Source organism: Pseudomonas asplenii (assembly GCF_900105475.1).
GTDB lineage: Bacteria > Pseudomonadota > Gammaproteobacteria > Pseudomonadales > Pseudomonadaceae > Aquipseudomonas > Aquipseudomonas asplenii.
In genome coordinates, this window is sequence record NZ_LT629777.1 from 1,346,243 (window position 1) to 1,363,175 (window position 16,933).

General features: G+C 62.0%; 18 protein-coding genes. 4 read left to right on the forward strand and 14 right to left on the reverse strand.

From position 1 onward, the window contains the following. Nucleotides 1-7 precede the first annotated feature (7 nt). From ssuC to BLU37_RS06110, 3 genes are read left to right on the forward strand one after another with little or no spacing between them, the layout of a single operon-like run. Nucleotides 8-796: an aliphatic sulfonate ABC transporter permease SsuC gene (gene ssuC / locus BLU37_RS06100; protein ID WP_090203177.1), complete on the forward strand. Its 789-nt coding sequence runs from the start codon at nucleotides 8-10 to the stop codon at nucleotides 794-796. Next, on the forward strand, nucleotides 793-1,599 hold the full coding sequence (gene ssuB, locus BLU37_RS06105; protein WP_010453298.1) for an aliphatic sulfonates ABC transporter ATP-binding protein: 807 nt from the start codon (nucleotides 793-795) through the stop codon (nucleotides 1,597-1,599). Before ssuC ends, ssuB begins: the two co-directional genes overlap by 4 nt. A gap of 40 nt (nucleotides 1,600-1,639) precedes the next feature. Further along, complete coding sequence (locus BLU37_RS06110) at nucleotides 1,640-1,855, forward strand: TOBE domain-containing protein (protein ID WP_010453296.1); 216 nt, start codon at nucleotides 1,640-1,642, stop codon at nucleotides 1,853-1,855. Nucleotides 1,856-1,920: 65 nt separating this feature from the next. Here the strand turns inward: BLU37_RS06110 and BLU37_RS06115 are convergent, their stop codons facing one another. Then, nucleotides 1,921-2,610, reverse strand: coding sequence for an NYN domain-containing protein (locus tag BLU37_RS06115; RefSeq protein WP_090203180.1), 690 nt, complete (start codon nucleotides 2,608-2,610; stop codon nucleotides 1,921-1,923). A gap of 507 nt (nucleotides 2,611-3,117) precedes the next feature. Here BLU37_RS06115 and BLU37_RS06120 point away from each other — a divergent pair. Next, complete coding sequence (locus BLU37_RS06120; RefSeq protein ID WP_090203183.1) at nucleotides 3,118-3,405, forward strand: DUF6124 family protein; 288 nt, start codon at nucleotides 3,118-3,120, stop codon at nucleotides 3,403-3,405. 259 nt (nucleotides 3,406-3,664) lie between these two features. On the opposite strand, the gene ycaC is transcribed toward BLU37_RS06120, so the two are convergent. The 13 genes from ycaC to BLU37_RS06185 all read right to left on the reverse strand — a co-directional run bounded on the left by ycaC (nucleotide 3,665) and on the right by BLU37_RS06185 (nucleotide 16,822). Next, the gene (gene ycaC / locus BLU37_RS06125) at nucleotides 3,665-4,291 is read right to left on the reverse strand and encodes an isochorismate family cysteine hydrolase YcaC (protein ID WP_019362430.1); all 627 of its coding nucleotides are present in this window, start codon (nucleotides 4,289-4,291) and stop codon (nucleotides 3,665-3,667) included. Nucleotides 4,292-4,581: 290 nt separating this feature from the next. Next, entirely contained in the window at nucleotides 4,582-5,211 is a 630-nt protein-coding gene (locus BLU37_RS06130; protein WP_090203186.1) for a class I SAM-dependent methyltransferase, read from the reverse strand. 177 nt (nucleotides 5,212-5,388) lie between these two features. Next, nucleotides 5,389-6,033 carry a methionine ABC transporter permease gene (locus BLU37_RS06135; RefSeq protein WP_090203189.1) on the reverse strand — a complete coding sequence of 215 codons (645 nt, stop codon included), beginning with the start codon at nucleotides 6,031-6,033 and terminating at the stop codon, nucleotides 5,389-5,391. After that, complete coding sequence (locus tag BLU37_RS06140) at nucleotides 6,023-7,144, reverse strand: methionine ABC transporter ATP-binding protein (RefSeq protein WP_090203192.1); 1,122 nt, start codon at nucleotides 7,142-7,144, stop codon at nucleotides 6,023-6,025. The genes BLU37_RS06135 and BLU37_RS06140 overlap by 11 nt, the downstream gene beginning before the upstream one ends. Before the next feature lies 1 nt (nucleotide 7,145). After that, entirely contained in the window at nucleotides 7,146-7,955 is an 810-nt protein-coding gene (locus BLU37_RS06145) for a MetQ/NlpA family ABC transporter substrate-binding protein (protein ID WP_090203195.1), read from the reverse strand. A gap of 45 nt (nucleotides 7,956-8,000) precedes the next feature. Then, nucleotides 8,001-9,422 carry an LLM class flavin-dependent oxidoreductase gene (locus tag BLU37_RS06150; RefSeq protein WP_090203197.1) on the reverse strand — a complete coding sequence of 474 codons (1,422 nt, stop codon included), beginning with the start codon at nucleotides 9,420-9,422 and terminating at the stop codon, nucleotides 8,001-8,003. Beyond that, nucleotides 9,422-10,618 (reverse strand): SfnB family sulfur acquisition oxidoreductase, encoded by a 1,197-nt coding sequence (locus BLU37_RS06155; protein WP_010453267.1) that lies wholly within the window; start codon nucleotides 10,616-10,618, stop codon nucleotides 9,422-9,424. Before BLU37_RS06155 ends, BLU37_RS06150 begins: the two co-directional genes overlap by 1 nt. Before the next feature lie 20 nt (nucleotides 10,619-10,638). Further along, nucleotides 10,639-11,880 carry an SfnB family sulfur acquisition oxidoreductase gene (locus BLU37_RS06160; protein WP_090203200.1) on the reverse strand — a complete coding sequence of 414 codons (1,242 nt, stop codon included), beginning with the start codon at nucleotides 11,878-11,880 and terminating at the stop codon, nucleotides 10,639-10,641. A gap of 207 nt (nucleotides 11,881-12,087) precedes the next feature. Beyond that, on the reverse strand, nucleotides 12,088-12,843 hold the full coding sequence (locus tag BLU37_RS06165; protein WP_090203202.1) for a hypothetical protein: 756 nt from the start codon (nucleotides 12,841-12,843) through the stop codon (nucleotides 12,088-12,090). 473 nt (nucleotides 12,844-13,316) lie between these two features. After that, nucleotides 13,317-14,066: an L-cystine ABC transporter ATP-binding protein TcyN gene (tcyN, locus tag BLU37_RS06170; RefSeq protein WP_019362434.1), complete on the reverse strand. Its 750-nt coding sequence runs from the start codon at nucleotides 14,064-14,066 to the stop codon at nucleotides 13,317-13,319. Between the two features lie 3 nt (nucleotides 14,067-14,069). Then, the gene (gene tcyL, locus BLU37_RS06175) at nucleotides 14,070-14,735 is read right to left on the reverse strand and encodes a cystine ABC transporter permease (RefSeq protein ID WP_010453275.1); all 666 of its coding nucleotides are present in this window, start codon (nucleotides 14,733-14,735) and stop codon (nucleotides 14,070-14,072) included. Continuing rightward, a complete protein-coding gene (tcyJ, locus tag BLU37_RS06180; RefSeq protein WP_090203205.1) occupies nucleotides 14,735-15,529 on the reverse strand; it encodes a cystine ABC transporter substrate-binding protein in 795 nt (264 codons plus the stop codon). Before tcyJ ends, tcyL begins: the two co-directional genes overlap by 1 nt. Nucleotides 15,530-15,826: 297 nt before the next feature. Continuing rightward, nucleotides 15,827-16,822, reverse strand: coding sequence for a D-cysteine desulfhydrase (locus BLU37_RS06185; RefSeq protein ID WP_090203207.1), 996 nt, complete (start codon nucleotides 16,820-16,822; stop codon nucleotides 15,827-15,829). Nucleotides 16,823-16,933 lie beyond the last annotated feature (111 nt).

The following is a 16,933-nucleotide window of genomic DNA, read 5'->3' on the forward strand; positions in this document are numbered from 1 at the left end:
CCGGACCATGACGACCCTTACCCGAATCACCCACCGGCTGGCGCCCTGGGCGCTGCCGGTGCTGTTACTGGCGGTGTGGCAACTGTCGGTCTCGGCCGGCTGGCTGTCGACGCGGATCCTGCCCGCACCGAGCGCCGTGGTCGAAGCCGGCGTCGCCCTGGTGCGAAGCGGCGAGCTCTGGACCCACCTGGCCATCAGCGGCTGGCGCGCCGGTCTCGGCTTCGTCATCGGCGGCAGCATCGGCCTGGTCCTGGGCTTCATCACCGGCCTGTCGAAATGGGGCGAACGCCTGCTCGACAGCTCGATGCAGATGATCCGCAACGTGCCGCACCTGGCGCTGATCCCACTGGTCATCCTGTGGTTCGGCATTGATGAATCGGCGAAGATCTTCCTGGTCGCCCTCGGCACCCTGTTCCCGATCTACCTCAACACCTACCACGGCATCCGCAACGTCGACCCGGCACTGGTGGAAATGTCGCGCAGCTACGGCCTGTCCGGCTTCAGCCTGTTCAGCCAGGTGATCCTGCCGGGCGCACTGCCATCGATCCTGGTGGGTGTGCGCTTCGCCCTCGGCTTCATGTGGCTGACGCTGATCGTCGCCGAAACCATCTCGGCCAGTTCCGGCATCGGCTACCTGGCGATGAACGCCCGGGAGTTCCTGCAAACCGATGTGGTGGTGCTGGCGATCCTTCTCTACGCGGTACTCGGCAAGCTCGCCGACCTGGCGGCACGGGGCCTGGAACGGGTCTGGCTGCGCTGGCATCCGGCTTACCAGACCAAAGGCGGTGCAGCATGACCGCTCAACAACCTCCACGCCTGCTACAAGGCATTCCGCTGGCGGCGCGCAAACTGCAGAAAACCTTCGGCGACCGTCAGGTACTGCGCGAAATCGACCTGCATATCCCGGCCGGCCAATTCGTCGCCGTGGTTGGCCGCAGTGGCTGCGGCAAGAGCACCCTGCTGCGCCTGCTGGCCGGTCTCGACCAGCCCACCGGCGGTGAGCTGCTGGCCGGCTCGGCGCCGCTGAGCGATGCCCGCGACGACACCCGGCTGATGTTCCAGGAAGCGCGCCTGCTGCCGTGGAAAAAAGTCATCGACAACGTCGGCCTCGGCCTCAAGGGCAACTGGCGGCCACAGGCCTTGCAGGCCCTGGAAGCGGTTGGCCTGGCAGATCGCGCCAATGAATGGCCAGCGGGCCTGTCCGGTGGCCAGAAACAGCGCGTGGCCCTGGCCCGCGCCCTGATTCACCGCCCTCGACTGCTGCTGCTCGACGAACCGCTGGGCGCGCTGGATGCCCTGACCCGGATCGAAATGCAGCAGCTGATCGAGCGCCTTTGGCAGCAGCATGGCTTCACCGTGTTGCTGGTGACCCACGACGTCAGCGAAGCCGTGGCGATTGCCGATCGGGTGATCCTGATCGAAGACGGCCAGGTCGGCCTCGACCTGCACGTCGAACTGCCACGCCCGCGGGTGCGCGGCTCCCATCGTCTGGCGGCGCTGGAGACCGAAGTGTTGAACAGGGTGCTGTCGCTGCCTGGTGTACCACCCGAGCCGGAACCGGTTTCACCCTTGCCCACGCAATTGCGCTGGGCGCTGTAATCAAGCCTTGCCTACTCAATCAAAGACAGGAATCAACGCCATGACCATCAAAGCCATCAACGTGCGTAACCAGTTCAAGGGCACCGTCAAGGAAATCGTCACCGGCGACGTATTGTCGGAAATCGACGTCCAGACCGCTTCCGGCATCGTCACCTCGGTGATCACCACCCGTTCCGTCAAGGAACTGGAGCTGGAAGTCGGCAGCGAAGTGATCGCCTTCGTGAAATCCACCGAGGTCTCGATCGCCAAGCTGTAAGCCAGTGGCATCACACGACCCCGGAAGGCCAAGGGCCTCCGGGGTTTTCTTTTTTGGGGGAAGATCTACCAGTAGTCAGGCTTTATGGCCGGTTTCTTCCGGGTAGGTACCCGGGCAGGCAGCTGACATGCAGCCAGCTCCTCCCTTGTTACGGTATGGCGCATCCAGTTCGAATGACTTTTCAATGAGCCAGGTGCATTACGCTTGATATCTTCGCGATGCGGCAGGATTACGCCAATCTGCAGCTCCGGATAATCCTCGCGCAGTGCCCTGAGTGCTGGGGTCATATCTGTATCGGCGGACACCAGCACTATCTGCTCCACGCGCTCGTCGGCCGTTAAGAAGGCCTGCCTGGCCGCAAGCCGGTACATGCTTATAGCAATGTGTACATCCGTTTCCTTTTCCTCGATTTTCCAGATAGGAACCTGATCAAACCTGGAAGGGCGAGTCTTCTTATCAACGAATCGAGGCGCAAGCCCAGATTCGAGCTGATGGCGACCGTGGTGTACCTGAACACCCTTTTCTATCAGTGCACGTAGATAAGTATCCTGCGCTTCCTTGGATACCCGGCCACGGGTGGCGAGGTCAGGCTTGACGCCAGAGGTGAAAAAATCGACAGATGTCAGCTCATTACCCGGCCGCTCAGTCCGCAGAATATGGGCCAGTAGTTTTGGCAGATCCAGCCACTTGTACGGAGATCCTGCCAATAGCCCGTAAAACAGGTTGTATCCGTCCACAAAGCAGGCTGTGCGCACAAATATCAGTTCCTTGAAACGAAAAAACCGGCACAAGGCCGGTTTTTTCACCCCAACGGCCAGCGAACTGAATCGCTGCGTACGGGGCTGAGTAGTTTTTTAAGAATGCCACAGATGACGTTGATGTCAACTCACTACGACCGTTGGATACATTCTTGTTGCAGGCGCCAAGACCCACCAGCAAGACGATTCCCTTTCCCTCGCGTGAACTTTCCTAGAAAATCCTTTCGGCTTGCGCCTGCCGATCTTCGGGACCTAGGCTTGGACCTGTCACTGCGAATACGCGGTGATCGGGTTTGGTAGCCCGAGATCAATCAAGGCGCATGACGCCACTCAAGTCGATTTTTCGTTGGCATTTTTGCCCACGGCTCTCGTCCATGGTGGCTGTGCGCAGGGCACTTTCGAGTGCGCTGGGTTCCTTGATTCCCGGTCTACCAACCTGCGCATAGCCGCCACCCATATCGTTTGGTAGCGATCAGTGTCGGCTCCATCAATCAAGGAGTTGCCATGAAAACCATCGTTCCTGATCCGCCGATGCAAAAAACATCCATGGATGCCGAAGCCGCTGAGCGTGCCTTCGTCCGCTATGAGCTACCAGCAGAGCCCATCAGCAAGACACCTCATTTTGAAGACACCCTGAACAACCTTGACTCGATCCTGCGCTCGGCAGCCGCCACCGCGTATGAGTCCGCCGAGCAGTTGAGCGGTATGCCGCGTCACTTGGCGATGGCTTCGGTGCATCTGATCGAGTTGGCGCAAAGCCAGGTGGACGGGTTGCTGGGCCAGCAGCACTGAAACATCGGGCACACCACAGTCCCAGTGGGAGCTGGCTTGCCTGCGAAGGCGTCCCTGAGACTGTCAAAAGCTTCGCGGGCAAGCCCAGCTCCTACGGGCCAGTGCCGTACTCAAAACGAGCGCACGACGCAAATCTGTAGGAGCGTGGCTTGCCCGCGAAGAGGCCCTCAAATCTTGCGAAAAAACCTGGCAGCCTGCTGAGTTCAGCCGACCATGACAAAAGGCCCGCTCGAAGGCGGGCCTTGTGGTTCCTGGAGACTCAGCGGGCCGTCAGCGCCGCGTAGCTGTTCATCAGGTTGCGGTAGTTGGGGATACGCTGCGACAGCAGGTTGCCCAAACCTTCGATGTCGTTGCGCCAGTCGCGGTGCAGCTCACAGGCCACCGAGAACCAGTTCATCATCTGCGCACCGGCCTGGGTCATGCGGTTCCACGCGGCCTGCTGCACAGTGGTGTTGAAGGTGCCGGAAGCATCAGTCACCACGAACACGTCGAAGCCTTCAGCCAGGGCCGACAGGGTCGGGAACGCGACACAAACGTCGGTCACTACACCGGCGATGATCAATTGCTTGCGGCCAGTGGCCTTGATCGCCTTGACGAAGTCTTCGTTGTCCCAGGCGTTGATCTGGCCTGGGCGGGCGATGTAGGGCGCGTCCGGGAACATCTCTTTCAGTTCTGGAACCAGCGGACCGTTGGGACCTTGTTCGAAGCTGGTGGTCAGGATGGTCGGCAGTTCGAAGAACTTGGCCAGGTCAGCCAACGCCAACACGTTGTTCTTGAACTCGTTCGGCGAGAAGTCCTGCACCAGGGAAATCAGACCGGTCTGGTGGTCGACCAGCAGGACTACGGCGTCGTCTTTGTTCAGGCGGTTGTAGGTTGGCTTGCTCATGTGGGAATCCTTTTTCGGTTAAGTGGTTGGAAGCTGTGTCGTTCAACTTGTGACCAGATTAATGACTCACCGAAAAAGGAAAAAGCGGCTGGAATCGGTTTGACTGTCTCCCCCAAATGGACAATCCAAATCCCTACATCCTCTAGGCTCTAGGCTCTGTGCGAAATGTATCTGCGCTCGCTCAGGCGGCGTTGAAAACCGGCTCGGAAGGCTCATTTACTCCAGTAACTGCACTTCCTCGCCGTTTTTCGCCTTGCCTGAGCTTCGCTCGAAAACATGTCCTACAGACCCTAGGACTTGCGCCAGACACTCGCCAACCACGGCTGCTGCTCACGCGGTAGTCCGGCGGGGCGGTAGTAATGCTCCAGTTCGACGAAGCCCGCTGCCTTCAGCAATGCGCGCCAGGCCTCAAGGTCGTGGTACGAGCCATAACGCTCGCCATTCCAGCCCTCCCGGTTTTGCCCGCGCGGGTTGGAGCTGAACAACACACCGCCCGGCTTGAGGGTGGCATGCAACTGCCCGAGGACGCGTGGCAACTCTTGCCGCGGGATATGGAACAGCACGGCATTGGCAAAGATGCCGTCGAAACGTTGCGCAGGCAGATCCAGCTCAAGGAAGTTCTGTTGCAGCACCTCGCAACCGCTGTCCTCGCGGGCCATCTGCGCGAAGCGCTCGGAGCCGTCGAGGCCAACAGCGATGTGGCCCAGTTGGGTGAAGGTCTTGAGGTCCCGGCCGGGACCGCAGCCGAAGTCGAGGACAGTGAACGGCGCCGGACCCTGGATATGCCGCAGCAAGGCGTCGATGTTCTGGCTCACGTCGTGGTCGCGGGTGCCTTCGCGAAAGCCTTCGGCGGTGCGGTTGTAGTGACCGAGGGTGGTGGAGGCAATCTGGTTGAGGTCGTCGGGGCCGAGGGTTTTCATCGGGGATCTGCGCGTTGGGGTGGATGATCGGAATATATCATCCTGCGGATTTTTGCTGTGTCTGGGGGCCCCATTCGCGGGCAAGTCGGATCGCCGCACCGCCTGCTCCACAGGGACGGCGGTGACCTGTAGGAGCCGGGCTTGCCCGCGAATGGGCCCTCCCAGACGACAAATACCTCAGCGCTTGTTGAGCACCCGCGCCAACCGGTCGCCGCCGAACTGGATCGCCGCCACCAGGATCACCAGCAACACGATCACCGTCAGCATCACCTGGCTGTCGAAGCGCTGGTAGCCATAGCGATAGGCGATGTCCCCCAGGCCACCCGCACCAATTGCGCCGGCCATCGCCGAGGAGTTGATCATGGTTACGAGGGTGATGGTGAACCCCCCGACGATCCCCGGCAACGCCTCGGGCAGCAGCACGTGCCAGACGATATACCAACGCCGGCAACCCATGGCCTGGGCCGCCTCGACCAAACCATGATCGACCTCACGCAGGCTGACCTCGGCGATCCGCGCAAAGAACGGCGTGGCGGCGATGGTCAGCGGCACCACGGCCGCCCACACGCCATAGGTGGTACCGACGATCAGCCGGGTAAACGGGATCAGCGCCACCATCAGGATCAGGAACGGGATCGAGCGGAACAGATTGACGAACGCCCCCAGCACCCGGTTCACCGCCGGCGCCTCGTAGATCCCGCCCTTGTGGCTGGTGACCAGGATCACCGCCAGCGGAATGCCCAGCAACAAGGCGATCAGCGAAGACACACCGACCATCAGGAAGGTGTCGATCACCCCCTGCCACAACCGATCAAGCCACATAACCCAGCACCTCCACCTGTTGTGCCCAGCAACCCGCGCGCTGTTGCAGCGTTTGGGCATCCATCGGCGAGCCGCTCACCGACAGCAGCAACTGTCCCAGGGCATGCCCCTGAATCCGTTCGACGCCACCCTGCAACAACCGCACGCGCCCGCCGAGGGCACTGAACAACGCCGCCAGGTCCGGCTCGTCGCTGGCACTGCCGGTGAACTGCAGGCGCAGCAACACCGCCACCTCCGTCGATTCCGGCCGCGCCCGCAAGCGCCCCTGCAACTCCTCCGGCAGCGTGTGCTGCAACGGCGCGAGCAAGGTCCGGCTGACCTCATGCTGCGGATCGCCAAACACCTGCCACACCGGCCCCTGCTCGACCACCCGACCGTGTTCCAGCACCACCACGCGGTCGCAGATTTCGCGGATCACCGCCATCTCGTGGGTGATCAGCACCACGGTCAGTCCCAGTCGCCGGTTGATCTCGCGCAGCAGGCCGAGGATCGACTGGGTGGTTTCCGGGTCGAGCGCCGACGTCGCTTCATCACACAACAGAATCGCCGGGTCATGCACCAGCGCCCGGGCAATCCCCACCCGCTGCTTCTGCCCGCCGGACAACTGCGCCGGATAGGCCTTGTGCTTGTCCTTCAGGCCCACCAGTTCGAGCAGCTCGCGGACCTTCTGCTCGCGCGCAAGCTTGGGCACCCCGGCGACCTTCAGCGGCAGCTCGACGTTCTGCCAGACGGTCTTGGCCGACATCAGGTTGAAGTGCTGGAAGATCATGCCGATCCGCCGCCGCAGTTCCACCAGGCGGTCCTCATCGAACTGGCCGATGTCGACCTGATCGATCAGCACCCGTCCCGACGTGGGCTGTTCCAGGCGGTTGATGGTGCGAATCAGCGACGACTTGCCGGCGCCGCTGCGACCGATGATGCCGAACACCTCGCCGCGCTGGATCGCCAGGTCGATGCCCTGCAGAGCGTTCACCGGGCCATGGTGGCCGTCGTAGGTCTTGCCCACGCCGATAAAGCGCACGTGGGCCCGGTTGAGTTCGGGATGCAGCTCGGTCTGTTCGGCCTCGCGAGGGGCTTCGTCCTGCGGACGCTGAAGGCTGGCGACACTCATGTCAGCCTTCCCAGCCGGCCTGATACAGCTTGCCATGGGCTTTATCCAGGGCGGCGCGTACGGCGGGCGAATGTTGGTAGATATCGACGAACTTGATCAACCGCGGGTCGTTCTTCTCCTTCGGCTGGATGACGAACTGGATCACGTACTCCTTGTGATCGAGGCCGTCGAACAGCAGTGCCGAGCCAGCATCGAAGGTCTTCGCCAGGCGGATGTAGGCCGGGTAGCCCTGCACCAGGTCGGCGTCATCGTAGGCTCGCACCAGTTGCACGGCCTCGACCTGGAGGATCTTGATCTTCTTCGGGTTGGTGACGATGTCGTCTTCGGTGGCCTTGTAGCCGACGCCGGGCTTGAGGGTGATCAGGCCGGCCTTGGCCAGCAGCTGCAGGCCGCGACCGCTGTTGATCGGGTCGTTGGCGATGGCCACGGTCGCGCCCTCAGGCAGTTCGGCGAAGCTCTTGTACCGCTTCGAGTAAAGGCCGACATTGTTGATGATCCCCGGAGCGAATGGCACCAGGTCGAAGCCGGCGGCGGCCTTGGCGTTTTCGAGGAACGGGATGTGCTGGAAGTAGTTCACGTCGATATCGCCGGCGGCCAGGCTGACGTTGGGCGCGATCCAGTCGGTGAACTCCACCAGTTCGACCTTCAGGCCCTGCTTGCCGGCCTCTTCCACGGCAGCCTCCAGCGGGATGGCGAAGGCGGCAGTGGTGCCGACCTTGAGCGGTGCGTCGGCGGCATGGGCGACGGCGCTGAACAGGCCGAGGGCGAGGGCCAGTGCCTTGACTGGTTGAGTGAAGCATCTTGTTTTCATGATGGGTTTCCAGTCGGTAATCGTATGTAGAGGCTGCACCGGCTCCTACAGGGCCAGCGTTTGTTTTTCGTTTACGTCAGGCGACGACGGAGCCTGTGGTGTTGCTGAAATTGAGGCCTGGCGATAAGCCGCGCCGGTATGCTCTGGCGGCAGATACGCCGCCTCACCGAACAGTTTTTCGCGCAACGTCCCCTGCTCGTACGCGGTCTTGTACGAACCGCGCCGCTGCAACTCGGGAATCACCAGGTCGATGAAGTCTTCGTAACTTTCCGGGGTGACGATGCGGGTCAGGTTGAAACCGTCCAGGCCGGTCTCGGCGATCCACGATTCCAGTTCGTCGGCGACCTGGGTCGGCGAACCGACCACGGTCACATAGCGCCCTCCCAGGGCGTGCTGCTCCAGCAGCTTGCGCCGGGTCCAGTCGTTGTTCTGCAGGCTGCGGGTCGCCGACTGGATCGCGTTGCTCTTTACGTACTGGATCGGCTCGTCCAGTTCGTACTCGGAAAAATCGATCCCGGTGGACGCCGCGAAATGCGCCACCCCGGCTTCCGCGCTGGCGTAGCTCAGGTATTCGGCATGCTTGGCCCAGGCCGCCTCTTCGGTCTCGCCGACGATCACGTTGATCCCCATGAACACCTTGATCGCCTGTCCATCGCGCCCCGCCGCCTCGGCACTGGCGCGGACCTTGTCCACCTGGGCCCGGGTCGCCGCCTTGTGCTGCCCGCTGATGAACACGCACTCGGCATGCCGCCCGGCGAACAGCAGGCCACGCTCGGAGCTGCCGGCCTGGAACAGCACCGGCGTGCGCTGCGGCGATGGCTCGCAAAGGTGATAACCCTCGACCTGATAGAACTCACCCTGATGCCGCACCTTGTGGACCTTGTCCGGGTCGGCATAGACCCGTCGCACCGGATCGTTGACCACCGCGTCACTCTCCCAGCTACCTTCCAGCAGTTTGTAGAGCACTTGCAGGTACTCGTCGGCCTGGTCATAGCGACGGTCGTGCTCAGCCTGGGCTTCCAGGCCCATGGCCTTGGCGGCGCTGTCGAGGTAGCCGGTAACGATGTTCCAGCCGACCCGACCGCGGCTCAGATGGTCGAGCGTCGATAGCCGGCGGGCGAACAGGTACGGCGTTTCATAGGTCAGATTGGCGGTCAGGCCAAAGCCGAGGTTTTTCGTCACTGCGGCCATGGCCGAGACCAGCAGCAGCGGGTCGTTGACCGGCAACTGGATCGACTCGCGCAGCGGCACCGCCACCGACTGCTGGTAGACGTCGTAGACCCCGACGATATCGGCGATGAACAGCCCGTCGAACAGCCCGCGCTCAAGCAACTGCGCCAGTTCGGTCCAGTATTCGAGGGTCTTGTAGCGGGTCGAGGTGTCCCGTGGATGGGTCCACAGGCCGTGGTTGATATGCCCGATGCAGTTCATGTTGAAGGCATTGAGCAGGATCTTTTTCTTACCCATCAGATGGTCCCCCGCAGCGGCGGGTTTTCATCGTTGAGGTAGTAGTTGCCCACTGCGTGATACTTCCAGCGCACCGGGTCGTGCAGGGTGTGTACCCGCGCGTTGCGCCAGTGACGGTCGAGGCCGTGCTCGGCCAGGGTCGCCTGGCTGCCCGCCAGTTCGAACAGGGTGCTGCCGGCGGCCAGGGAGATTTCCGTGCTGATCGCCCGAGCCTCGGCAACGGCGATGGACGCGGCCGCGACGCTGTCGGCATGGGTGTCAGCCTGGGCGCGATCGAGCAATTCGCCGGCGCGCTCCAGCAGCGCTTCGGTCGCGCTCAGACGGATGCTCAGGTGGCCGATGCTTTTCAGCGTCAGCGGGTCGTCGACGGCTTTTTCGATGCCCGAATCGATCCACGGCCGGGTACGGGTCCGGACGAAATGCAGGGTATCCTCATAGGCCGCCCGGGCAATGCCGGTATCGATAGCCGCATGAAGAATCTGCGCCAGCGGCCCGACCGGGGTCGGGCGCTCGAAGGCGCTCTGGAACGGGATCACGTCCTCGGCGGCGACGAACACATCCTCGAACACCACCGAACCACTGCCGGTGGTGCGCTGGCCGAAACCGGTCCAGTCGTCGATCACCGTCAGCCCGACACTGTCACGCGGGACAAAGGCCAGTTGCTGCACGCCCTGCTCGTCCACTACCGAAGTGGGAATGCGCTGTGCATACAGCGAACCGGTTGAATAGAACTTGCGCCCGTTGATGCGATAACCCTCGCCGTCGCGGCGCAGTTGGGTGACCCGGTCATGGGCGGTCCTGGTGCCCAGCTCGGCCAGCGCATTGCCGAAGCGACGCCCGGCCAGGACTTCGGCATACAGCCGGCGTTTCTGCGCCTCGCTGCCGTTCACCCGCAGCACTTCCAGTGCATAGAAATGGTTCTGCGGAATCTGCCCGAGGGAGGCATCGGCCTCGGCAATCAGTTGCGTGACCTTGGCCAGGGTGACGTTCGACACACCGGCGCCGCCGTACTCTTTCGGCACGCTGATGCCCCACAGGCCGGAGCGGGAAAACACCTCCAGCTCGGGCAGCGGCAGGCGCCGTTCACGATCGCGCAGTTGACTGTCGCGCTTGAAATCCTCGGCCAGGTCGTTGGCGACGATCAGGGCTTGCTCGTCGCTGGATATGACCGCGACGCGTGGGGAAAACTGTGACATGGGGGTCTCCAGAGGTCGGGTCAGATCCAGGAATGGCGGGCGGGCAAGGTACCGTTGAGGCGATAGGCGCCTACCGCGTGATACTTCCAGCGCACCGGGTCGTGCAGGGTGTGCACCCGGGCGTTGCGCCAGTGCCGGTCGAGGTTGAACTCGGCCAGGGTGGCGCGGCTGCCAGCCAGCTCGAAGAGCTTTTCACTGGCCAACAGCGAGATTTCGGTGGTGAGCACCTTGGCCTCGGCCACGACAATCGAGGCGCGGGCGGCGGCAGCGGCGTCCACCGGCGCCGCATTGATCTGGTCCAGCACCTGCCCGGCCTTGCGCAGCAGCGCCTCGGCGGCGTGCAGTTCGATTTTCAATTTGCCGATATCGGCGATCACATACAGGTCATCGCTGGCCCGCTCGACCTTGGCATCGACCCACGGCCGCGAACGCTCGCGGACGAAGGCGATACTGTCGTCGATGGCAGCGCGGGCGATCCCGGCGTCGATGGCCGCCTGGATCAGTTGCGAGACGGCGCCCTGGATATTCGGGGTGGTGCCCTGGCGCCAGTTCTCGACGACGTTCTCTGCCTCGACCCGCACATTGTTCAACAGCACGGTGCCGCTGGCGGTGGTGCGCTGGCCAAAGCCGGACCAGTCGTCGACCACCCGTAGGCCAGGTGTGCCGCGACGGACGAAGGCCATGACCTGGCGCCCCTCGTCGTTGATGGCCTTGACCGCCACCCAGTGGGCGAACAACGCGCCGGTGGAATAGAACTTCTGGCCGCTGATGACAAAACCATCACCGTCGGCGGTAATCCGGGTCTTGATCTCCAGGGTGTTGCGGGTACCGCGCTCAGGGCCGGCATTGCCTATCCGCCAGCCGTCGAGCACGCTCTGGAACAGCTGTTTCTTCTGCCGGTCAGTCGCCGTGCCGAGCAGTACCTGGAGAATGCCGAACTGGTTCTGCGGGATCTGCCCCAGGGCCGGGTCAGCGGCGGAAATGATCGCGAACACCTCGGCCACGGTCACGAAAGACACCTGCGGGCCGCCGTATTCACGGGGAATGGTGATACTGCCCAGGCCGCTGCGGGTGAACTGCTCGATTTCGGCCCAGGGCAGTTTGCGTTGCTGGTCGCGCCGGGCGGCGTGCAGCCGGGCAGCCTCGGCCAGCTCACGGGCGGCCTGCAGGGCTTCGGCGTCGTTGCGCAACACCTGCGCTGGCAACAGCAGCGGCGCGATATCCTGGTCGCTGTGGACCTGTGCATCGTTCAAGTTAGACATCAGCGCCACTCCGTGGCGTGCGCAATGCCCCGGCGATCTGCACAAGGGTGATTGTGTTCCGGACCATACCTACCTCATCTCTCTGGAAGCATCGAGAAGTCGATGCCGACGAAATCAAACGGGTCCGGTGGTCCGGTTCATATACCCTAAACGCTCATAAAAATTAAATGAACTAACCTTTAGGAATATGCATAGAAGGTCTGTCGCTCACTCCCGGCAGCGTTGGGCGGCGCGGGAAAAGCCCGGTGTCCGGGTCCTGATAAAGTGCCTGGAAGTGCCCACGCGCAAGCGCCGTGGCGGCGCCCAGCGGGAGTTGTTGCCGACGCGGTCGATCACGCAGTAGGTGATGTCCAGCCCACGGTCCTCGCCGGCTTCAAGGATCACCGCAGCTGGCACGAACACCGTGACCGGCTTGCCGACATCCGCAGGCGCCAACTTGGGCAGGTCGAAGCGCACATCACCCCAGAGCAAGGTGATTTCATCCTCGGCGGCCATATTCGGATAGGGCTCCAGGGCAAGCGGCACACCGCGCCTCATCTGGTTCGGGTTGACCCCGTAGCGGCAGATTGGCAACGGGATCACCGGCGGCGCCAGGCCCTGATTTTCCTCGCCGATCGGCAGGCCGCCGGGGCAGTTCAACTTGACCGGCAGCTTCAGTTGCGGCGAGGTCAACGCGGCACTGCCGACCCGCATGACGCGATAGTGAATCCGCGCCACACCGTCGAGGATGAAGCTTTGCGGCACCCGCAGACTGACCGGCTGACCCTGCTCGCCCGCCAGAACCTGCCGGGAGGTAACGTAACAACCGTCCCAGAACAGCTCGAGCAGATCACCTTCGTCCATGCCGGGATAGGCCGGGATGCAGATCGACAACTGCTCGGCGGCCAGGCGGCCAATGCCACGCCGGTGCGCCTGGGGCACGACGGGCAGTGCGAGTCGGGAGTGCTCGAGGAAATCGTTCATGAAATCGTCCTTTTATCAGTTGCCGAAGAGTTCAACTTGAAAGAGCCGGCCGGTTCCTCTGGAAACCCGCCCACGGACTCTTTCGCCGCATCCTTACAGCCGAAAGTTGATGGCGCGAGCATATCGGGATCGTGCACTCGAAGAAGTGTTATCCGGATAACGCCAAACCATTAAGCCGCCAGCTAAAAGTTTCAACCGACACCTGTCAAGGTGCTGATCGGCAACGATGTCTGTCGCGGAATTATTCGGATTCGTCCTACCTGAGCGACCCATTTCCGTGGCGCACGGGAAGGCTGGGCACGGTCCGGGACCGACATATTCGGAGAGCTACCGATTGACGATAATCTTGCGCAAGGACATTAACCGGAGCGATGTCCGGTAATAAGAGGAGATAAGCCGGGAGGATAAAAACAGTGAATTCTGAAACAGCGTACTCGCTCCCTGAGTACGTTATTTAAATAAAAAGAACACTCCTACGCATCACCCAGAAACTTACTGAGAAATTGCCGAGTACGTTCTTCTTTCGGGTTGGCAAACAGCGCCTTGGCTTCACCTTGCTCGACAATCACGCCCTTGTCGAAAAAGACCACCCGATTGGCCACGTCACGAGCAAAACTCATTTCGTGGGTGACGATGACCATGGTGCGCTTTTCTTCCGCCAGGCCGCGAATGGTCGCCAGCACTTCCCCCACCAGTTCCGGATCTAGGGCCGACGTCGGCTCATCGAACAGGATCACCTGCGGCTCCATCGCCAACGCCCGGGCAATCGCCACGCGCTGCTGCTGCCCACCGGACAGACGCCGTGGATAGGACTCTTCCTTGCCCGCCAGGCCGACCTTGGCCAACAGCTTGCGGCCCAGGGCCACGGCCTGGTCGCGCGGGGTCTTCTTGACCACGATCGGGCCTTCGATGACGTTCTCCAGCGCCGTGCGGTGGGGGAACAGGTTGAAGTTCTGGAACACGAAACCCACCTGCTGGCGCAGCTTGCGGATCAGGCTCTGTTGCTGGCTCAGCGGACGACTGCCGTCGATCTTGATCTCACCGACCTGGATCCGGCCGCTGGACGGTTCTTCGAGAAAGTTCAGGCAACGCAGAAAGGTGGTCTTGCCGGAACCACTGGGGCCGATGATCGCCACCACCTCGCCGGCCTCGACCTTGAGGTCGATGCCCTTGAGCACGCTCTGGCCATTGAATTGCTTGGTCAGTTGTTCAACCACGATCATGCTTCAGGACTCCAGGTCATGCCGGTTGACCCGGACTTCCAGGCGATTCTGAAAATACGCCAGGATGCTTGCCAATACCCAGTAAATCAGGGCCGCGGACAGATACATGGTGAAAATTTCAAATGTACGTGCCGACACCAGTTGCGCCTGACGGAACAATTCGGGCACCTGGATCGTAGCCGCCAGCGCCGTGTCCTTGACCAATGAAATGAAGCTGTTGCCCAAGGGTGGCAAGGCGGTACGCATCGCCTGGGGCAGGATGGCCCGACGCAGGGTTTGCGCACGGGTCATGCCGATACTGGCTGCAGCTTCCCACTGACCGCGCTCGATGGAAGCGATGGCAGCACGCAGGATTTCACAGGCGTAAGCGGCCATGTTCAGCGAAAAGCCGATCATGGCCGCCGGGATCGGATCCAGCTCGATGCCCACTTGTGGCAAACCGTAGTAGATCAAGAACAGTTGCACCAGTAGCGGCGTGCCGCGAAAGAACGACACGTAGACCCGGGCGATCCCGCTGAGCAGCTTGAAGCGCGACAGACGCATCAAGGCCAGGCCGAAGCCCAGCAGCAAGCCGAAAAACATCCCGCCGAGGCTGAGAATCACCGTGTAGTACGCACCCTTGAGCAGAAAGGGTGCGGAGTCCAGCGCGAGTTGCAAACCTGCTTCCATTATTGAGTGACGTCAGCGTTGAAGTATTTTTCGGACAGCTTCTTCAGGGTGCCGTCAGCACGCAGCTTGTCGAGGGCCTTGTTCACGGCGTCGAGCAGTTCAGGCTCGCCCTTGCGCAGGGCAATACCGGCTTCCTGACGGGAGAAGGCATCGCCGGCAGCGGCGGTGTCCGGGGCTTTCTTGGCGTATTCCAGGGCGGCCAGGCGGTCGATCAGGATCGCGTCGATACGGCCGATGCGCAGGTCCTGGAACTTGGTCGGGTCATCGTTGTAGGTCTTGATGATGGCTTTGGGCTGGTTGTCCTTGAGCCATTGTTCGTAGTTGGTGCCCAGGCCCACACCGACTTTCTTGCCAGCCAGGTCGTCGGCGCTCTTGATCGCATCGACGTTCTTTTTCAGGACCAGTGCCTGGATGCCGGAGACGGTGTAAGGCTTAGAGAAATCGTACTTCTTCTTGCGTTCTTCGGAGATGGTGACCTGATTGACCACCGCGTCCAGACGCTTGGACTCCAGGGCCGCGAGAATGCCATCCCACGGGGTGGCCTGCAGCTTGACCTTGACGCCCAGTTCCTTGGCAAGCGCCTCGGACAACTCGACTTCGAAGCCGCTGAGCTTGCCGCTTTCATCGACAAAGCTGAACGGCGGATAGGTGCCTTCCAGGCCGATCTTGATCTCGCCGGCTTTCTTGATCTGGTTCAGTTGTTCACCGGCCACGGCCTGGCCCAGCAGACCGGCGCCGAGCACCAGACCCAGGCTGCCAACCAGCAGACGCTTGCGAAATGCGGAAATATTCATGAAGAGCCCCGTGTGTTTTTTATGGGAGAAGGAAGGCAAATCTGACACTTAGATTGCAAACGCCCATCCTGCCTCAAAGCAGTATTGGCGTCTCGTGGCAAATTCGCCTGGGGCGAAACTATAAACGGATCTTTTTATAATTTTAAATAATATAAAAGAATCTATTTAGAACTCTTATATAGATCAGTGAGGGGGTTCGGCGCCGCCTGATTCGCGGATAAACCGGACCGCCGGCACCCACAAGGCATCGCGTCTTGTGGGATTTTTCCCTGTGGGAGCGGGCGATCCTGATCCCACTCAGGCAAACGACGCGTCATAGGCAAACAGCGCCGGCGCCCCGCCGGTATGCAGGAAAATGATCGGCCCCTCGTCGAAACGCTGCAGGCCGATGCCATCAAGCAGCCCGGCCATCGCCTTGCCGGTATACACCGGGTCGAGCAGGATGCCTTCCTGGCTCGCCAGCAGCCTGACCGCTGCCAAGGTCCCGGCATTCGGCTCGCCGTAGCGCGGGGCAAAATATTCGTCCCACAACTGCACCTTGAAGCTTTCCGGCAGCGGCACGCCCAGCAACTCGGCAGTGCGTTCGGCCAGCCCCTGCACCTTCGGCCGTTGCGCCTCGTCGCTGCGCGAGACTGTCACGCCGATCACCGGCAACTGCGGCAAGGTTTCGCTCAGGCCCAAGGCCAGGCCACTGTGGGTGCCAGCGCTGCCCGAGGCCAGCACCACGGCGGCAAACTCCAGCCCGGTCGCTTCGATCTGCGCGGCCAGCTCCAGACCCGCACGCACATAACCCAACGCGCCCAGGGCATTGGAGCCCCCGATCGGCACCAGATAAGGCTTCTTGCCGTTGCTGCGCAGGCGTTCGGCCAGGGCCTGCAACTGCTCATCGGCGTTGTCCAGGTTGTCCACCAACTCGACCCGCGCATCGAACAGCTCCAGCAGCAGGCGGTTGCCGTTGCCCAGGTAATTGCCGTCCTCGGTGCCGGTCGGGTTTTCCAGCAGGGCCACGCAACCCAGGCCCAGGCGGGCTGCCAGGGCGGCGGTCTGGCGGACATGATTGGACTGGATCGCCCCGGCGGTGACCAGCGTATCGGCTCCCGTCGCCAGCGCATCGGCCGCCAGGTATTCGAGTTTGCGCAGCTTGTTGCCACCCAGCGCCAGGGGTGTCAGGTCATCGCGCTTGATGTAGATCTCGCGGCCCACCCACGCCGACAGGCGTTCCAGTTTTTCCAGGGGCGTGGCCTGCTCGAGGAGGGGCAGGCGGTCGAAGCGAGCGAGCTGTTGTTTGATCATGAGTCCGAACTGATAGTAGGAAATGCCTCGACTATAGGCAGGCACTTTTCCCCAGGCAACCGTCACGCACTTATGCCGGAAAGTTCTGAGCAAAGCACTATTCGTTCTTAA

Bases quoted from the DNA above. Each gene is read 5' to 3' on its own strand.
- BLU37_RS06130 (WP_090203186.1), bottom strand. From the start codon at position 5,211: ATGAAAACCCTCGGCCCCGACGACCTCAACCAGATTGCCTCCACCACC.
- tcyL (WP_010453275.1), bottom strand. From the start codon at position 14,735: ATGGAAGCAGGTTTGCAACTCGCGCTGGACTCCGCACCCTTTCTGCTC.
- tcyN (WP_019362434.1), bottom strand. From the start codon at position 14,066: ATGATCGTGGTTGAACAACTGACCAAGCAATTCAATGGCCAGAGCGTG.
- BLU37_RS06165 (WP_090203202.1), bottom strand. From the start codon at position 12,843: ATGAACGATTTCCTCGAGCACTCCCGACTCGCACTGCCCGTCGTGCCC.
- BLU37_RS06145 (WP_090203195.1), bottom strand. From the start codon at position 7,955: ATGAAAACAAGATGCTTCACTCAACCAGTCAAGGCACTGGCCCTCGCC.
- ssuB (WP_010453298.1), top strand. From the start codon at position 793: ATGACCGCTCAACAACCTCCACGCCTGCTACAAGGCATTCCGCTGGCG.
- BLU37_RS06140 (WP_090203192.1), bottom strand. From the start codon at position 7,144: ATGAGTGTCGCCAGCCTTCAGCGTCCGCAGGACGAAGCCCCTCGCGAG.
- BLU37_RS06135 (WP_090203189.1), bottom strand. From the start codon at position 6,033: ATGTGGCTTGATCGGTTGTGGCAGGGGGTGATCGACACCTTCCTGATG.
- tcyJ (WP_090203205.1), bottom strand. From the start codon at position 15,529: ATGAATATTTCCGCATTTCGCAAGCGTCTGCTGGTTGGCAGCCTGGGT.
- ycaC (WP_019362430.1), bottom strand. From the start codon at position 4,291: ATGAGCAAGCCAACCTACAACCGCCTGAACAAAGACGACGCCGTAGTC.
- BLU37_RS06160 (WP_090203200.1), bottom strand. From the start codon at position 11,880: ATGTCTAACTTGAACGATGCACAGGTCCACAGCGACCAGGATATCGCG.
- BLU37_RS06150 (WP_090203197.1), bottom strand. From the start codon at position 9,422: ATGGGTAAGAAAAAGATCCTGCTCAATGCCTTCAACATGAACTGCATC.
- ssuC (WP_090203177.1), top strand. From the start codon at position 8: ATGACGACCCTTACCCGAATCACCCACCGGCTGGCGCCCTGGGCGCTG.
- BLU37_RS06185 (WP_090203207.1), bottom strand. From the start codon at position 16,822: ATGATCAAACAACAGCTCGCTCGCTTCGACCGCCTGCCCCTCCTCGAG.
- BLU37_RS06110 (WP_010453296.1), top strand. From the start codon at position 1,640: ATGACCATCAAAGCCATCAACGTGCGTAACCAGTTCAAGGGCACCGTC.
- BLU37_RS06155 (WP_010453267.1), bottom strand. From the start codon at position 10,618: ATGTCACAGTTTTCCCCACGCGTCGCGGTCATATCCAGCGACGAGCAA.
- BLU37_RS06120 (WP_090203183.1), top strand. From the start codon at position 3,118: ATGAAAACCATCGTTCCTGATCCGCCGATGCAAAAAACATCCATGGAT.